A 17,739-nucleotide genomic window follows, 5' to 3' on the forward strand; every position below is an offset into this window, starting at 1 on the left:
AAGCGTATGATATGCAAAGATATTGCCAACGAGCGCAAAGAGAACTTGTTCTAATTTGCCGAGTGCAGCTATATCTTATGCAAAGATACAATAATTTGGAGAAAAACCGCTTGAAAACTTCATAAAAAGATTTTGAAGAGAATTCTCTGTTCTATCATATTCAATTTCTTGAATACGACAGACACCATTTATAATAAGGTATGACATGGATGATTTTCGCATTCATGGTGATTTCTTTTTGCTCATTCCACGTGATGACAAACAGTTCTCCATTGGGAAAATCCTTTGCGCAGGCCATTAAGGAACCAATCTCTCGCTTTTGAGTCTTAGGATTACTCATATCCCAACAAACCTGAACAAGCTGCCGAACAACATTATTTTCTCTGACGACAAAGTCGACTTCCTTATCGGATTGATTGCGATAATAGAACAGGTTCTTTCCGATTTCATATTTACGTCGTATAAATTCCAGCAGAACAAGGTTCTCAAGAAGTCGCCCTTTGTTCTCTGAAATTTGGAAAGCTGAAGAAGAAAGGAAACCGTTATCCACGATATAGACTTTCTGAGGCGCTTTCTGCATGAGCTTCAACTTGTGGTTATATCTTGGCAAATAAAAGAAAAGGTAGCAGTTTTTAAGGTAAGTACAGAACTTCTGTACGGTGGTCTTACTGCTAAGGCCAAGTTCTTCGGTTATGGAAGAATAGGTAAAAGGACTTGTAAAAATGCTGATCATGTAGGTGGCAAATTGATATAGCTCCTCCACTTTCCTCACTTTGTAGCGACGCACGATATCTTTCATGATGATAGAATCGAAGAGTGTCTTCAAATAACTCTCTGTAATGTCTCTGTTGTTGATGATTTCCGGATAGCCTCCATAGTGAAAATAGTCTTCCACTTGTAGCATGAAGTCGGCTTTGTCTTCGGGTAGAGCCGGCTGAAAGTTACTTTTTCGGTATTCAAGAGTCTCTCTCAAAGAAAACGGAAGTATCTCTATCGAAAGATAACGGCCTGTTAACAGGGATGCCATTTCACTGGAAAGTAAATTGGAATTTGACCCCGTAATGATAAGATTATAACCTCTACGGTAGAGCTTAGACACCCATAAATCCCAATTGGGAAGGTTCTGTGGCTCGTCTAAAAGAAGATAATCATAATCAGAATAGACCTCTTTCAAGACTTGCATGATATGCTCTTCGTCAAATTCCTTGAGCAACTTGTCATCATCGAAATTAAGATAAGCGAAACGTTTTCCCCTTAACAAGAGAAGAGAAAACACCGATTTGCCTGCACGTCGAGGCCCCGTAATCAACTTCATGAGGTTAGATTTCAGGTATTTCTCTACTTGCTCGTGATAGCATCTGGGCTGGTAATCAATTTGTATAAGCTTGTTTCGCTCTACCTTTTGCTGGAGAATGGTCTCTTGTAACATTTGGACACTTTCTTGTTTATACTGGACAAATTTACATGTTTTTGTCCATTATAACAACTTTAATGGACGTTTTTATGCAGATTGTCCGATATTTGCCATTCATTCGGCTACATTGACGAAACGATTCCTTTGCATAAAGGGACAAAAGACTTCTTTCAAAGGAGTCAACATCCCTGCTTGCTCGTCATGATTCGCAGCACCATGTCGTCTGTTGCACACATGGCTTCCTTGCCGATGCTGGTCAAGTTGTGGATACTTTGGTCCACACAATCGTCGATGATGCCCTCGGCTGAGGTCACATGTCGCCCTTCGCGGGCCAGAAGTGCACTCAAAAGGGCCGTACTGACGCCTGAACATATCTTCAAAGAGCAGCTGGGTTTGGCACCATCGCATATCATTCCGGTGAGGTTAGCAATCATGTTCTTCACCGCATGGCACACATCTTGGTAGCTTCCTCCCATGAGATAAGTAATCCCACAGCTGCTTCCTATGCTCGCAACCACGCAACCACAGAGGGCACTTAGCTTGCCAAGACTTTGCTTGATGTAGATGGCTGTGAGGTGACTCAACATGAGTGCGCGAATCAATTCCTCTTCGGTATTCTCGTTTTCTTCGGCATATACGGCCACAGGATTGGTGGCACAGATGCCTTGATTGCCCGACCCTGAGTTGCTCATCACAGGAATCATGGCGCCTCCCATACGTGCATCGCAGGCCGAAGCCGTGGTGGCAATGATATGAGAGAAGATACTATTGCCGAAAATTCCATGGCTCAAAGGGCGGTCCATGGTCTTTCCAAGGCAGTGACCATAGTTGCCCTTACGGCTTTCGCGGGCTGCCCGGAGGTTGTATTCCTTGGTTTTGAGAATGAAACGAAGCTCGTCTGTCGGTGCTGTCATAGCGAAATCCCACACGAGCTTCATGTTCAGTTGAATATCGTTTTCGGCCGTTTCTTCACTACATGCCTGCCGTTTGTCAAGCAAAATCTTATTGTCTTGCGCCTCAAAGACAAAGCGGGTGTGTGCCCCGGAGATGATGGCTGTGGCCTGATGTCCCTCACTTTCGCAAGTCACCTCCACGTAAAGCTTCTCACAACTATTGCTCTTCAGCCCGATACAGATGCGGTCTTCGGCCACAAACTGCTTGCCTTCTTCGAGCGATTCGGGCGAAAGATCCTTGATAACTTCAAGCTGATAGTCGCTCTTTCCTATCAAACTGCCGAGCGCAATGGCGATAGGAAGGCCTATCATTCCTGTGCCCGGAATGCCTACTCCCATAGCGTTTTTCAGGATATTTGTACTGAGTAGCACCTTGATTCCTTCCGGTTTACAGCCCAAAAGCTCCGTGGCTCGAGCCGTACAGAGGGCCACTGCCATCGGTTCCGTACAGCCCACAGCGGGCACGACCTCGCGGTTAACGAGGTCGAGTATGTGTTTTCGCGTTTCTTTATCGAGCATTTCGGTAAGGATTATCTCTTCTTTTGATAAGCATCAAGGCCCTTCTTCAGGAAGTTAATATAAGCGTTTACGTCTTTATTGTAGGCATAACTGCCGGCCAAAGGATTGCCTTCGTTGTCTACCGGCACATAGAATGGTTGGGCATTGGCACCGAACTTACTGCGTTGCAGATAGCTCCATTTGTCGCCAATTGTGCGAAGTATGCGCTTCTGCCCATTCTCTTTGATTTCTATTTCCTGTGGAAGAGGCATGTTGTCGTCCACATATAGCGAGATAAGCACATAGTCTTTCTCCAGAATTTCCATGACACGTGGGTCGGTCCACACGGCAGCTTCCATGTTACGACAGTTCGTACAACCATATCCGGTGAAGTCAATCAGCACGGGTTTCCTTAGGCTTTTCGCCGCAGCCATACCCGCTTCGTAGTCTGTATAGTGGGCTTTCACAACCTTGGTATTGAGGTTAAAGTCTTGCGTTTCCATCGGGGGAGCGAATGCACTCACGGCTTTTACGGGCGCACCCCACAGGCCCGGCACCATGTAAACCGCAAAAGCGAGCGAGCAAAGGCCCAACATGATGCACGGAACAGGCATCGGTTTGTTGATATCTCCGCCCACAGCATCGCTCTGGAACTTGAGTTTTCCGATGAGATAAAGGCCTAATGCCGCAAAGATTACAATCCATATAGCCAAGAATACCTCGCGACTAAGCAGGTTCCAATGCGACGCCATGTCGGCCGTACTAAAGAACTTGAGCGAGAAGGCCAGCTCAATGAAACCCAAGACTATCTTGATGGTGTTCATCCACGCACCCGACTTCGGAGCGCTCTTCAGCCAACTTGGGAACATGGCAAACAGCGTGAACGGCAAAGCCAAGGCCACTGCAAAGCCCAACATGCCGAAAGCCGGACCGAGAAGCGAGCCTGATGTGGTGGAAGCCACAAGCAGGAAGCCGATAATCGGGCCCGTGCATGAGAAGCTGACCAGCGTCAACGTGAACGCCATCAAGAAGATCGAGAGCAGTCCGGTGGTAGAAGATGCCTTCGAATCCACGGCATTTCCCCATTTCTCGGGCAGCTTTATCTCGAACCATCCGAAGAAGCTTACGGCGAAAATCACCAGCATCAGGAAGAACACCATGTTGAAGAAAGGCTTCGTAGACCATGCGTTCAAGGCCGAAGGACCGAAGATTTGCGTCACGGCCAAGCCCAATGCGAGGTAGATAACCACGATGGAAATGCCGTAGGTGATGGCATCACGCACGCCTTTTCGCCTGTCGTCCTTCGCCCGTTTGAGGAAGAAACTCACGGTCATCGGTATGATTGGCCACACACAAGGGGTGAACAGCGCGAGCAAACCGCCCAAGAAGCCCATCAGAAAGATGTAGCTCCAGCTTTGATGTTCTGTGCCGTCGTTGCCGTTCTGTGCATTGAGTTGCTTGATGACCGGCTGCCATAGCGCGTCTTTCTCGGCCTTCGAGAGCGACGAATTGGCTGCGGCAGCCATGCTTGCTGCACTGTCTTGTCGTGCTTTTGCCATGCTGTCGGCCTGCAATTTCGCCAAACCTTCCTGCGCATCTGGGTTGCCCTGTGTGGCAGCCATGGTCATAGCGGCCAACAATTCAGCAGAAGGCGCTTCCTTTCCGGCCTCGGCTTTCGCCTCTTTCACAGCCGCAACGGCCGGACTCTTCCCCGACTTCTCGAACTCAACCGTCGTGGGTGGCAGGCAACTTTGGTCGTTGCAGGCACCGTATTCCAAATGGCCTTGCAGCACATAGTTGGGCTTTGTGAACCTCACTTTCTGCGTGAACGTGACGCCATGTTCGAAATAGCGCAGCGTCATGTCGAAGTTCTTGTCGTAGTTGGATATCTCTTTCCCGTGCGCCTGCAGCCGTCCCACGAGTTCAACACCGTCCATCTTCGTGGCCTTGAACGCTGCCGAAGTAGGCCCTTCTGCCCCAAGTCGCGTTGAATAAACATGCCATCCGGCGGCAATCTTAGCCGTGAACACAAGCTCGGCCTCGGCCGATTTGCCCGTATTCAGCCGGGCATTGAACTTCACGGGCGACTGGATTTGTGCACTTGCCATGACAACCAGCATCAGCATCACGGCGATTGAAGTTATCTTTTTCATATCTTGTCGTTGTTTGTTTTAGCTGCAAATATACGAAATACTTATCAGATTGCGCCCCCGATAAATGTTTTTTAAGACAGAAGAAGGCTCTCCTTTGGCCATGATATAAGGACTTCGACGCTGCCCACAACGTGATTCTGCTTCGAGATATATAACACATTGCGAATTATCAGCGTGCAGATAAATTTGTCTCACCATGGTGAGAAATATTTATCACCATGGTGATAAATATTTCTCTGCATGCAGAGAAATTCGTCTCACCATGGTGATAATTCGCAATGTGTTATATCTCTCGAGGCAACATCACGCTATCTCGGGTCTTATAGCTGCGTTATCTCGAGCTTGGATATGTCGTTGGGGCTCCTGTTTCCTATAAAATCAAAGTGGACAGATGGTTCATAAGGAAGCGCATCTTGCCCTTTTCAAGGGGGAGATAAGCGTATATGATGCGACAAGAGCGTTAATTAATTCAAATTACAAGCTGTTTTTTATAGTTTTATTGTTTTGCGTTGCTTTATTGTTTATATTTGCGAAAGCAGACGGTTATCTGTAACAAATCATCGTCTGCCGCAGGGTTTAACTTATAAATTAATGCTTATGGAGAAGTGTTTTTGCTATGGAGCGTGTTTCGTTCTTGGTTTGTTCACTCATGGAACAGTGATGAACGAAGCGCATTTAATCATGAACAACGGGAATATTCTTAAAAAACAGAAATGATGAAACAATATTTAATGTTTGTATTTTGGCTCCTTCCATTGGGAGTATTCGCACAGTCTGATAACTTTCGAGTTGAGGTTGCAACACAAGGGTGTATGTTTTATAGCGATTTCAAGCCTTACGCGTTTGGAGGAAGCCTTGGGTATAACATCACCGACCGCTTCTTTGTGAACGTAAAGGGTGAGTATGCCATCAATATGTTCAAAAAAGACGGCGTGAAGAGCTATGATGACTGTCCTGTTGCAGGGGTCAATGCAGGATATACCTTCTTGAAAAGCAGCCTCATCGACATTGATGGGCGATTGGGTTTTGGAGATAACTTCAGAAAGAGCGAGAATTGGCGATACAGCTACTATGATGCGGGTATTTATGGACACTTGGGTAATTCGAAAGTGAAACCCATCATAGGTCTCGGTGTTCGCTATTATGATTCGAGGAACTCGTATTCTAAGGATTATACGCGCTTTTATGTCTCTATTGGTTTTGGCTTGAATTACTGATAGCTCAAGGTTGGTAAGTCTAAAAGAAAAGTAGTTGGACTTGTAAAATCATAGTAATCGTCTTCCAGACAGATACAGGCAACGAAAAAGCCGGGCGCATTGAGCGTCCGGCTTCTTTATATATAGCATGCTATTGTTCAAGAAAACTTTTAATGACGGTGTATGTGTTAGTCGGTAAGTCGGTCTCTGCAACGGTTAAATTCTCTCCACTTACTCCCATGTCTCTCAGCCACTTTTCGAGAATGGGTACCATCTTATAGCCTTGTTCTTTGGTATATGGATTAACTTCAAGAATTCTAACTTCTAAGTTGTCCAATCCCTTTCTCTTTACGATGAGTGATGCGTCTTTCTGTTGTAATGTTTGTGGGAGGATGTATGAGTAGGAATTTCCTTCTTTTATTTTGTTGTTTTCGGCAAACAGATAGCCGTCTGTGAGAATGATTAATATGTTTCTTGCATCTTTTTTGATACATTGCGAATCAACTTTCTTGCTGCTGAAGAAGTCCCAAATGTCGCAGCCTATCCAATTCTTCTCGGATATGGTTTTAATATAGATTTGAGTCAGGTTGTTTTGAAACTTCGTTTTCATCTTTTCAAGTACGATTCTTTTATCCTTTCCTTTATATTGTTCCAGGTTTACGCTTAGTTCACTGGCAAGTGTGGCGATGTCGGAACTGTGTGGCGTGGGGTAAAAGAAGATTTTGATGCTGTTTTTGCTCTGTAAAATCTGTGGGCCTAAAGTGTGGGCCTTGAAATAATCTGCAATATAACCGATGATCGCTGTGTCGCGGCTCATTTGTGAGGGTTCCATGCTTCTCGTCAGGCGGTCTGACAAATCCAGAAAAATGGATATGTTCAATGGTCTCTCTGTTGCGTTCTGTTTACTTTTAGGAGAGTTGCTGCAGCTTACAGAGACAATAAGCATGAAACATGATAACGCTGCAACGCTGAAAATTTTTGATAATACTTTTTGCATAACTTGTCAGTATTTAGATGGATAATGAATTTAATGTTTCTTTGAAAGTTTCGTTGGCTGACAATTGGTCGATATTTGCCTGCCCAAGTACGTTCATCTGAGCAATCCAACCCGCAAAGAAGTTTGTCATTTCCGTACGTATCACAGCTTTATCTATGATAACGTTGCTGCTTATTTGAGAGGTTAAATCGCTGATGTTATTGTTTAGCTCGTTGATTTCTTTATTGATGGATTGTTCTTTTGTTTTTTCTTCACGTACTTGTTGCTCTATTTCTTCAATTCTTTTATCGATAGCCTTGATGTTGATCTTGTTGAGATCTAATTGGTCATATGCACTCATGGACATATCGAAGACAATTCCCCAGATGATGTAGACAATAAAACCGCAAAAGATTACGGCCCACGTGTTGATATCTCCTATTGCATCTCCTATACCGTAGGTGCTATCCAGTCCTGCTGTACCGATAATCACTTCCATGTCGTGGAGATGCTTGCCAATCATATATGCCAATATGGCATCAAAAAGGAATGTTATGCCGAGAATAGCTCCCATTTTGATATACTTCGTCCACGTTTTCTGAATGGTAAAGAAGTGAAGACTGAAACCAAGTCCCATGAAAATGACGGGAGCAGACAAGACGAAGCAGAGTTCTGTGATGCTTGTTTCCAATGCTTTACTCAAGGCATTGGCATCAAACATTGAGTTCATGAGGTTTGCGCCCTCTCCGAAATCTTTGAAGAAAGCGGAATAGAAAGTGGAACTATAAAATAAGAACAAATATATCGTAAGAGGAATTAATATCACAAGCCCCAATAGCAATTTTATTTTTGCTCCCTTGTTTACTTCATAAGCCTTATTCCGTAAACTATTCTTTTCATTTTTCAGCTCATCAATGTTTTCTTTGTAATCAGTTTGTGCCTGCTTGCAGACGTTCAGTTTTTGGTTGAGGCATTCAATATCGTTTCTTTTCTGTTCTATCTGGCATTCTAAATTTTTATGTTGCTGCTCTTGTAAATACTCATTCTGAACTTGCTCATGGTGAATGTAATTATAGACGTTGTGCAAATAGGGCACTAAAGTGTAATTACTTCCATTAGCAATAGCACAGACTCTTAAACCCCAATGATGATAGGTTTCTCCTTCTTGCTTGTTGTTCGGATTTTGAGTGTTGAGGTTTTCGTCTGGTTTGGCCGGAGTAGCAGTGGTTTGGTTGAAGAGCTCACTGATTTTCATCTTTATGTTTGCCATAGTTTCTTATTTTTCTAAAGATTTTATAACTTCATCTTCATCGGTATTCTCCTTTGCATTCGTAAGAAGAAAATCTATAAGATTTTCTATTTCTTCTTCTTTGATGCCATACATCAAGGCATAGCGCCGCAATAAGCTCCGTTCCGACTCTTCAATCGCACCATCTGCCCATGCAATCAATGCCATTTCGTAGAGAATCTGTATTCGCTCTTGAGGTAGTTTGGGCATGGTGGCAGAAGTTCCTCCAGAAGATATGATATGCCCCATCATCTCATTGGTCAGTCCATACTTCTCTAATCCGATACGATAGAGTGTTTCCATTTCTTTTGGATGTGCGATTCCGTCTGCCATAACCATGCGGTATAGCTCAAGGAATTGCGTTTGCCTGCTTATTTCCATAAAGGTTTAAATATATTTTGCCCACTGTTTCCCAGAAGTAAGCGATTATTAAATGGAAAAAGCGTGGGAACTATTGAATGTTATCTCACTGAGGCTGTGGAAGTACCTGTACCGAATAACAAACAATAGCCCACGCCTATAGATATATCATGCCTTTTGAGAAAGGTATAATAATCCAAGCGTGAGCGTATTGCCATTATCCTCGGTACATTGAAACTTCCACATTTCAGTGAAGGACAATATTTCAAACGCTCTTTTTCAAAAGTTGAACTCTTTATAACGCACACCTTCACACAGATGTACTGGAGATTCAATTGCAAAGATAGGTAAATTTCCTTACTAAAAGTTTCTTTTCTGAAAAAACTTTATGCAGAAAGGTAATTTCTCATACTTAAAAATATCATTGTTCGCAAGCGATGACGTAATAACTTTCTCCATAAAGGCTATTATAAACCGCTTACTATTGCGTTTTGATAACGTTGGTTATAAACGAGAAAGAGCCTTGCAGCAATATGCAAAGCTCTTTATTCTTATTGTGGACCAACTACAACTAATCCACAATCTATCCAAATTGTCGAAAGCGAATTGTTTACCTTTCCGTCATATATATAAAAAGGTATAAAGGCTTATCTTATTCCTTCGGCAACATCACGACGGTGATTTTGCTTCCTGTTGCGAGGAAGGCTTTCACGAAGGCCGAGATGCTTTGCGGGGTCTGTGCCTCAACGAGCTTCTTGTAGTCGGTGTAGGTATCGATGCCCAGCTTGTCATACTCGTAGATGGTGCTGTTCCAGAAGCCATTGGTCTTGGCTTTGTCGTCAATCTGCTTGAGCATGACGGCTTTCACCTTGCCGAGCATCTCTGCATCGCAGGCGTTGGCGAGCTTGTCAGCCTCTTCGGTCATAATCTTCAGGGCGATGTCCTTCTTTTCGGGCTTCATTGGGCAGACACCAATGAGTTGATAGCTCTTGTAACCGTCGTCGGCGAGGGAAGAACCGCCGTATGCGCCGCACGAGTAGGCTGCGCTTGCTTCCTCACGGATTTCTTTCAGATAAAGCATGGAGAGCACTTGGGCTGCCATGTCCATCTGAATGCTCTTCTCAAGTGTGTAGGGCAGGCTTTCGTTATGCCAAACCATGTAGGCGTTGGCCTTTGGTGTTTCCATCTTACGTTGGAAGATGTTCTCAACTTTACCCTTTACCATGAAGCGGTTGCGCTTTGAGGCAGTGTTGATGGTCTTGGCAGGCAGCGAGCCAAGGTAGCGGCAGATGAGCGGACGAATGGTTGCTTCGTCGTAGTTGCCGATGACGGTGAACTCCCAACCGCGTGCACTTGCGGTGCGTTCCTTGGCCATTTGCAGAATGCGGTCGTAGCTGATGTTCTTCAAATCTTTGAAGAGTAGCGGTGCAACACGGGGGTTGTGACCGTAGAGGGTGGCTGAAAGTGAATCGCTGAAAGCTGTCTCCGGAGAGAGTTCGCGGTTCTTCAACGCCAGCTCATACTGCTGCATGAGGTTGTTGAAGGCGTCGTTGTCTTTCTTGATGTTGGTGAAGTAGAGATATACCATCTGCAACATTGTCTCTACGTCCTTGGGCGTTGCGTTGCCGTCGACACTCATCTTGCGCTCGTTCATCGTCAAGTTTGCATTGGCAATCTTGCCGGCGAGGGCCTTTTGAAGCTCGGTACTGGAGAAGTTTCCAAGTCCGCTGATGCCGATAACATCGTCGAACGTGTTGAAGTTTGCAAAGTCTTTGAGGCCGTATGTGGTAGAACCACTGCCGCCATTACCGCTCAGGAGCACTTGGTCTTTCTTGAAGTCGGTCTTCTTGAGAATAACTTTCACGCCGTTGGAGAGCTGCAGTGTGGTGTAGTTGAACTTCTTGCTCTTGGTTTCTTTCACGATTTTGCCGGCCTTGGGCAGCTGTTTGAGGAGCGGTTCGTTCTTCACATTGTCCACGTAGGCTGTGATTTGTGCTGCGCGGGCAGCCTTCACAGCGTCGAGCAGCTGCTCTTTTGTGGGATAAACATTGCCTTCTTTCTCGTTGTTGAAGTTGATGATGACCATGTTGCTGTCGTTCTCTGGAATGAGTTCCTTGATTTGTTGGTTGACAGCTTCCAGCGGAATCATCGGCACAATCTGCTTCATTGTTTGATAAGTGTACTCGATTCCGGGCATTGGTTCATTGTTCAAGAAGTGGCCAAGGCACTCACGATAGAACTGTGAATTGTAGCGTTTGTCTTTATTGCTGTATTGTTTATCGAGCCTACTTAGGTAATCTTGCTTGAAGCGGGCATATTCCGTAGCGGTGAAACCGAACGTTGCTGCACGCCGAGCTTCGATGAATGCGGCCTTCAAAGCGGCAGCAGTGAGGGTGATATCCTTAGGCGAAGCATCGATAGAGAAGGCATCCTTGGTCTTTGCAAAGATGTAGTTGCCATCGCCGGCATAAGCATTCACGAACGGACAGTCGGCCTTTTGCGCAGCCTCGGTGTAGCGGTTGTTGAGCATGCTTGCGATAGCATTGTTCAGATATTCGTAAATCAGATAGTTGATGTTGCCCTTCAGCGAGTCGGGGAACACGTCGTGCTTGAACATCAAGTCTACGCTTGAGCTCTGTTCTTCCTTGTCTTTGTCGATAATAACGATGGGTTCGGCATTGTCGGGCACGGGTTCGTCAACGATAGGAGCCTCGTTCTCGGGATTCTTGATGTCGCCGAAGAGCTTCTTGATTTGTGCTTCGACCTTATCCACGTCTACATTACCGATGATGATGAGGCCTTGATGGTCGGGATGATACCATTTGTGGTAATAATCCACAAGCTCTTTGCGCTTGAAGTTGTCCACCACACTCATCAAACCGATGGGATAACGCAGACCATACTTGCTGCCGGGGTAGAGTGCGGGCAGGTTACGCTCGAACATTCTGCTTGAAGCACTCGTGCGAAGCCGCCATTCTTCGTGGATAACGCCGCGCTCTTTCTCGATTTCTTCTTGGTCGAGTGTCAGCCCGGTCGACCAATCGCGCAGGATAATCAGGCAGGTATCGATGGCCCCTGCACGCTGTGTAGGCACGTTGCTGATGTTATATACCGTCTGATCGATGCTGGTATAGGCGTTCAAATCGGCCCCGAACTCGATACCGTTTGCCCTGCACCATTCGATGAGGTTGTTGCCTTTGAAGTGGTCGGAGCCGTTGAAGGCCATGTGTTCCAAGAAGTGAGCCAAGCCACGCTGACTTTCTTCCTCCTGAATGGAGCCCACTTTCTGGGCAATGTAGAAGTTGGCACGGTTCTCCGGCCAGTTGTTGTGACGGATATAATAGGTAAGCCCGTTCGAGAGCTTGCCTATTCTCACGTCCTTGTCTACAGGGATAGTCATCTGCGGCTGTGCCTGAGCCGTACCGGCCAGCATCAGTAGCGCAGCTACCCATAAGTTTTTAAGTTTCATGTATAAGTATTTTTGTTAGTGAATAAATCGCTTTACCATGCCGAAAGTCTGCACCATGCGCGTTTGTCTTGCGCTTATTGCGTGCCGTCGGACACTTGCAAAGGTAATATAAATAATGTAATTGTGTTCGTTTTTATCATTTTTTTATGCTGTTTCAGTATGAATTTATCATTCAGAAAGCGTTTTTCGGCATGTATTAATTTTGACTTTGAACGTTGAGGTTCTTGACTTTGAATTTTGAACATTGAGTTTTGAACTTTAGGATTAGCCGAATGACCAGATAATTTGTAAGCAAGAGGCATGTAGGGACCTTGACTTTGAACATTGAATTTTGAATTTTGAACTTTATGATTAGTTCTATTAAAAAATGATTTGCAGGCAAGAGGCGTGTAGGGACGCACGGCTCGTGCGTCCGCTCCAGCACAGTTGACGAGTAAACCAGTTGACAAGCGAATGCGTTGCATGAACAATCAACTTGTTCACCCCGTTTACTCGTCGACTGTCAACCGAATTGATTATCAACGACTTGAACCTTACGTCTCAAACTCACCCATTTTGCGCGCTAATATGGGTGAGATTAGCGTGCAAAATGGCCCATATTGCCGCACAAAATAGCTGAGTTTGCAAAATAAAATGAACTGATATAGAAAATCAGATGCTAAAGACGAAGGCTGTTGCGCTTGTTTCTACCCTTTTACCTTCTTACTTTTTTATCTTTTTGCTTTTCTTTTATCGGATAAACAGCAGCTCGCGATACTTCGGAAGCGTCCAAAGTTCGTCGCTCACCACGAGTTCCAACTTGTCCACCTGATAGCGAATGGCCGCCATCTTGGGCGCAACGGTGTCGTGATAGGCAAAGGCTCGCTCGCGGGCACCCTCGATTTTGTTGGCCACCTTGCGGGCATTGACCAGCTCTTCCACGCCCGTTTCGATGAGTTGTGTGCGCTCTGCAATCTCTTTGATGATGTTGATGTTGCGTGCCGTGAGCTGTTTTCCCTCTTCATGTCCGAAGATTTCGATCATACTTTGCACGTTCTTGGCCAATTGGCTCTGATAATGTGTGGCGACAGGCACGATATGATTCATCACAAGGTCGCCCATGACACGTGCTTCTATCTGGATTTTCTTCGTGTAGGTCTCCCATTTCACTTCGTTGCGGGCTTCTAATTCGTTGCGTTTCATCACGCCCGTGGTCTCAAACATCCTGATGCTGGCTTCGTTCAAATAGCGGTCGAAGCAGGCCGGACATGACGATTCGCAATCGAGTCCGCGCTTCCGTGCTTCCTCTTTCCATTCATCGCTGTAGCCGTTACCGTCGAAACGGATTGGTTTACAGGTCTTGATGTCTTCGCGAATCACGTCGATAATCGCCCCGGTTTTGTCTTCTCCCTTGGCAATAAGGGCATCAACGCGCTGCTTGAAGTTGGTGAGTGCCTCGGCAACTGCGGCATTCAGCACGATCATTGCACTGGCGCAATTGGCCTCACTGCCCACGGCACGGAACTCAAAACGGTTACCCGTGAAGGCAAAAGGCGATGTTCTGTTGCGGTCGGTGTTGTCGATAAGCAGCTCAGGTATCTCAGGTATGTCGAGCTTCATGCCTTTTTTACCGGCCACGGTGAAAAGGTCTTTCTTGTCGGCCAGCTCAATATGGTCGAGCAAATCGCTGAGCTGCCTGCCCAAGAACGACGAGATAATGGCCGGAGGAGCCTCATTTGCACCGAGCCGATGGTCGTTGGTGGCACTCATTACGCTGGCTTTCAGCAAGCCATTATGCTTGTAAACGGCCATCAATGTCTCTACAATGAAGACCACAAACCGCAGATTGTCCTCGGCCGTCTTACCCGATTTGTGAAGCAAAATGCCTGTATCTGTGGTCAAACTCCAGTTATTATGCTTTCCACTTCCATTGATTCCGGCAAACGGTTTTTCATGAAGTAACACCCTAAAATGATGCTTATGAGCCACCTTTTTCATTAGACTCATCAACACCATATTATGGTCAACAGCGAGGTTACATTCCTCGAATATCGGTGCCAACTCAAATTGTCCGGGTGCCACTTCGTTATGTCTTGTCTTGCAAGGTATGCCGAGTTCGAGGGCTTGTACTTCCAAATCCTTCATAAAGGCCTGCACTCTTTCGGGAATGGTGCCGAAATAATGATCGTCCATCTGCTGGTTCTTGGCTGAGTCATGTCCCATCAAAGTGCGGCCGGTCAGCATCAAATCGGGGCGAACCGAGTAGAGATCTTCGTCCACAAGGAAGTATTCTTGCTCCCAACCTAAGTTGGTGCTGACCTTCTTCACGTCTTTATTGAAGTAATGGCACACCTCTGTTGCGGCCACGTTCACAGCATGTAGTGAGCGCAACAAGGGCGCTTTGTAGTCCAAGGCTTCGCCCGTATACGAGATGAAGATGGTAGGTATGCACAGCGTATCATCAATAATGAACACCGGAGACGTTGGGTCCCATGCACTATATCCACGCGCTTCAAACGTATTTCTGATGCCTCCGTTGGGAAAAGAAGAGGCATCCGGCTCCTGTTGTGCCAGCAGTTTGCCCGAGAACTCCTCAATCATGCCACCCTTTCCATCGTGTTCCACGAAGGCATCATGCTTCTCTGCCGTACCTTCCGTAAGGGGTTGGAACCAGTGAGTGTAGTGAGTCACGCCGTGTTCCTGCGCCCATTGCTTCATACCTTCAGCCACAGCGTCGGCTATCGAACGGTCGAGTCGGGTACCATTGTCAATAACATCCACCAGTTTTTCATACACATCAACCGGCAAATACTTGTACATCTTCTGCCGATTGAACACATATTTTGCGAAATATTCAGACGGACGCTCCTTCATTACTGCCGTTTCTATCGGGCGTTTCCTGAACGCTTGGGCTACAGCCTCAAATCTTAAGTTTACCATTTTCTTCATTTTTATTCTGAACCTGCGTGATTCACTTCTGCAATTATGGTTGCAAATATACGTTTTTTCTTTGAAGTTCTAATCTTTTACACGCATAAATACGATGTTTTTTCTTGCGGAAAGCTTTGTGGCCGCACGGATTGTATGCCTAGAGGACACCATAAAAATATAGGAAGACCCTATATTTTCCCTCCGACTTTGGTTTGCCGGTCTTTTATTTCTCTTCAATGGCATCGGAATCTTGCAGGGGTGGTAGATAATCTTTAGCCTTTCTAGGAGATATGACCGTGTGTCCCAGCTTGTTTTCCAACTGCTGTCGGGCGGCCTTAGCCACACTTCCACCGTCTTTCGCCACCTTCTTTTGTTCGTGAAAGCCATTGGGCTCGCACTGTTTGGAAAGTTCTGTGGCCGAAGCCTCGGCAAGAATATTGAATGCCATTTCCAAATTGGTCATGTTGTCGCGTAGGTTTTCTTTCTTCAAACCTTTGAATTGCTTGTATTGTTTGGTGGAGAAGCCACTCCATTCACGGGTGATGATGTCGGTGAGCGAGGCAAACTCAATTCCTTCTTTCACACCGGTTCGTTTCCATTCGTCGGTCAGTTCCTTACGCACCTCAATTGACTTAATGCGCTGGTTGATCCATGCTTCCGAGTAACCCAAGCGCCGATAGTCGGCAACCGCCTGTTCAATAGATTGCTCAGGGTCCTGCATTTGATCGAGACGTGTGCTTGCCACCTGTGCCATCCATAGTTTGAAAGGCTCTGCTTTGGGCGACGGAACGGATTGTATGAGACGGAACAACTGCTCGGTATCGGCCACATCGGTCAGTCGCATCTTGCCATCAGCCGCGCGAAGTTTCAACTGGTGACAGTTTGTCACCGTTTCATTGCCCTCTTCTTTGAGCCGCTGTTTCAACTTATTCCAGTATTTACGGGCCGTGGTATAGTCCTTACTATCGGTCAACACAGCTGTAACATCAACGATGGAGAAGTACCATTTCTCTTTCTTGTCGTCCCAAACGGTACGTACTTTGCGTTCTTCAAAGAGCTTGATAATTTCTTTTTTGGTCATGTGTAATTCAGATTACGAATTTATTTTGATGGCTTTTGCTCCGAAGGTAAGCCTTATTTAAGATAAAATTGTGTCCTCGAGGCGATGATATCCTCCATATTGTCTGTTGCCCACGAGAGGAGTGCGTCGATAAGTGGCAGAAGGCTCTTGCCTTTCTCGGTCAAAGAATACTCCACGCGCGGCGGAACTTCGGGAAAAGCCTCACGATTTATCAAGCCGTCGGCCTCGAGCATCTTGAGCGTAGCGGTGAGAATCTTCTGCGAAATGTCGGGAATGCTGCGCTGCAACTCCTTGAACCGTATGCTTGGTTGGCCCTCCAAGGAGAACAGAACCAGCATCGACCACTTATCACCCACACGCGACAGCACGTTTCGAACAGGGCAATCGGGATAAAGAGCATTACGGATTTCGTTGTGTTTCATTGTCATTCTTCTTTGAATTGTTTCACAAAATTAGCCAATGGAGTGTAGGTCACGAAAGTTTTATGGTTAAACAATGTAAAACATCAGCCAGAAAGACGCGCTGTTTGCCCATTACTTACCTCTTTGTAACTGTCTTTCCTTTTCGTGCCTACTTGTATCATCGGCTGATAAAGCATACCTTTGCAGCGAATAAGAAACATTATAAACAACAATTTTAAGGAACAAGATGATGAAAACAGTTGAAACAATCAAAGAAGGTAAGAACTTTACGGTAGTGAACGTGGGCAAACTCAGTGGCATTAAGGACTATGTTCTTCCGTTGGGTAATATTGAAATACCGGGCAAAGTGTTTGTCGGCGGAGCACTACATGCCACGGGTAGCGAGCTTTCTTTCCAAGCTTTTGCGCCCGGACAGGACAGTGGTTTCCTGCATAAGCACAGGAATCACGAGGAACTCTACTTCATTTTGAAGGGCGAAGGCCTGTATCAAGTGGACGGAGAGCTGATACCCGTGAGCGAGGGATGCGTCATTCGCGTGGCCCCGGAAGGCAAACGAGCACTGAAAAACACGGGAAATAGCGAGCTATTGATGCTCTGTGTACAGTACAAAGGCAACGCTTTTACAAAAGAAGATGCTCAAGATGGCACCATCTTGAACGATGAATTGAAATGGTAACCGACCCGCTTTTCCCCGATTGTCCGGTCCGCAATGTCCTCGCAAGGCTTTGCGGACCGAACACATTATGGGTCATTCACCTGCTGAACGAAAGGCAGACAATGACGCAAGACGAACTTGAACAGGAGATGAAAGGGACGAAGCGAAGCGAGGTTTCGGCTGCCATCACCGTCTTGAAAGCGGACAATATCATTGCGTCTTGCCGGAATACTTACCGGCTTTCAGCCTTGGGAGCATCGATTGTGCCCTATATAAAAGGGCTGGTGAGCTGGTGTGAGCAACAGATTTCCCCCGACTCCTTTCAAAAATAGGCCGGGAAAGAAGTTCCGTCTCTTTTGTTTGA

The 17,739-nt window shown here is 46.0% G+C and carries 13 protein-coding genes; 3 read left to right on the forward strand and 10 right to left on the reverse strand.

Going from position 1 to position 17,739, the window contains the following annotated elements:
- Positions 1-160 precede the first annotated feature (160 nt).
- The 3 genes from H164_RS0109680 to H164_RS0109690 form a co-directional block, all read right to left on the reverse strand.
- Positions 161-1,429 (reverse strand): ATP-binding protein, encoded by a 1,269-nt coding sequence (locus tag H164_RS0109680; RefSeq protein ID WP_019968434.1) that lies wholly within the window; start codon positions 1,427-1,429, stop codon positions 161-163.
- Positions 1,430-1,593: 164 nt separating this feature from the next.
- Entirely contained in the window at positions 1,594-2,886 is a 1,293-nt protein-coding gene (locus H164_RS0109685; RefSeq protein ID WP_019968435.1) for an L-cysteine desulfidase family protein, read from the reverse strand.
- A gap of 11 nt (positions 2,887-2,897) precedes the next feature.
- On the reverse strand, positions 2,898-5,018 hold the full coding sequence (locus H164_RS0109690; RefSeq protein WP_019968436.1) for a protein-disulfide reductase DsbD family protein: 2,121 nt from the start codon (positions 5,016-5,018) through the stop codon (positions 2,898-2,900).
- A gap of 812 nt (positions 5,019-5,830) precedes the next feature.
- Here H164_RS0109690 and H164_RS0109700 point away from each other — a divergent pair.
- Positions 5,831-6,235 (forward strand): outer membrane beta-barrel protein, encoded by a 405-nt coding sequence (locus tag H164_RS0109700; RefSeq protein ID WP_019968438.1) that lies wholly within the window; start codon positions 5,831-5,833, stop codon positions 6,233-6,235.
- A 130-nt stretch (positions 6,236-6,365) separates the two neighbouring features.
- Here H164_RS0109700 and H164_RS0109705 read toward each other — a convergent pair whose 3' ends face one another.
- The 7 genes from H164_RS0109705 to H164_RS0109750 form a co-directional block, all read right to left on the reverse strand.
- Complete coding sequence (locus H164_RS0109705) at positions 6,366-7,046, reverse strand: hypothetical protein (protein WP_019968439.1); 681 nt, start codon at positions 7,044-7,046, stop codon at positions 6,366-6,368.
- Between the two features lie 178 nt (positions 7,047-7,224).
- Positions 7,225-8,460: a hypothetical protein gene (locus tag H164_RS0109715; RefSeq protein WP_019968441.1), complete on the reverse strand. Its 1,236-nt coding sequence runs from the start codon at positions 8,458-8,460 to the stop codon at positions 7,225-7,227.
- Between the two features lie 6 nt (positions 8,461-8,466).
- Complete coding sequence (locus tag H164_RS0109720; protein ID WP_025829915.1) at positions 8,467-8,859, reverse strand: TerB family tellurite resistance protein; 393 nt, start codon at positions 8,857-8,859, stop codon at positions 8,467-8,469.
- A gap of 631 nt (positions 8,860-9,490) precedes the next feature.
- A complete protein-coding gene (locus tag H164_RS0109730; protein WP_019968444.1) occupies positions 9,491-12,307 on the reverse strand; it encodes a M16 family metallopeptidase in 2,817 nt (938 codons plus the stop codon).
- Positions 12,308-13,036: 729 nt separating this feature from the next.
- The gene (locus H164_RS0109740; protein WP_008564232.1) at positions 13,037-15,226 is read right to left on the reverse strand and encodes a glutamine synthetase III family protein; all 2,190 of its coding nucleotides are present in this window, start codon (positions 15,224-15,226) and stop codon (positions 13,037-13,039) included.
- 214 nt (positions 15,227-15,440) lie between these two features.
- Positions 15,441-16,298 carry a BRO-N domain-containing protein gene (locus tag H164_RS0109745; RefSeq protein WP_019968447.1) on the reverse strand — a complete coding sequence of 286 codons (858 nt, stop codon included), beginning with the start codon at positions 16,296-16,298 and terminating at the stop codon, positions 15,441-15,443.
- Positions 16,299-16,351: 53 nt separating this feature from the next.
- Positions 16,352-16,720 (reverse strand): winged helix-turn-helix transcriptional regulator, encoded by a 369-nt coding sequence (locus H164_RS0109750; RefSeq protein WP_025829914.1) that lies wholly within the window; start codon positions 16,718-16,720, stop codon positions 16,352-16,354.
- A 229-nt stretch (positions 16,721-16,949) separates the two neighbouring features.
- Here H164_RS0109750 and H164_RS0109755 point away from each other — a divergent pair, with 229 nt between their 5' ends.
- Together H164_RS0109755 and H164_RS0109760 are read left to right on the forward strand one after the other, a co-directional pair.
- Positions 16,950-17,396 carry a cupin domain-containing protein gene (locus tag H164_RS0109755; protein WP_025829913.1) on the forward strand — a complete coding sequence of 149 codons (447 nt, stop codon included), beginning with the start codon at positions 16,950-16,952 and terminating at the stop codon, positions 17,394-17,396.
- Positions 17,390-17,707 carry a MarR family transcriptional regulator gene (locus H164_RS0109760; RefSeq protein WP_019968450.1) on the forward strand — a complete coding sequence of 106 codons (318 nt, stop codon included), beginning with the start codon at positions 17,390-17,392 and terminating at the stop codon, positions 17,705-17,707. Before H164_RS0109755 ends, H164_RS0109760 begins: the two co-directional genes overlap by 7 nt.
- The last annotated feature ends 32 nt before the right edge of the window (positions 17,708-17,739 follow it).

The sequence above is a fragment of the Segatella maculosa DSM 19339 = JCM 15638 genome, assembly GCF_000382385.1.
In the GTDB taxonomy this organism is placed as follows: domain Bacteria; phylum Bacteroidota; class Bacteroidia; order Bacteroidales; family Bacteroidaceae; genus Prevotella; species Prevotella maculosa.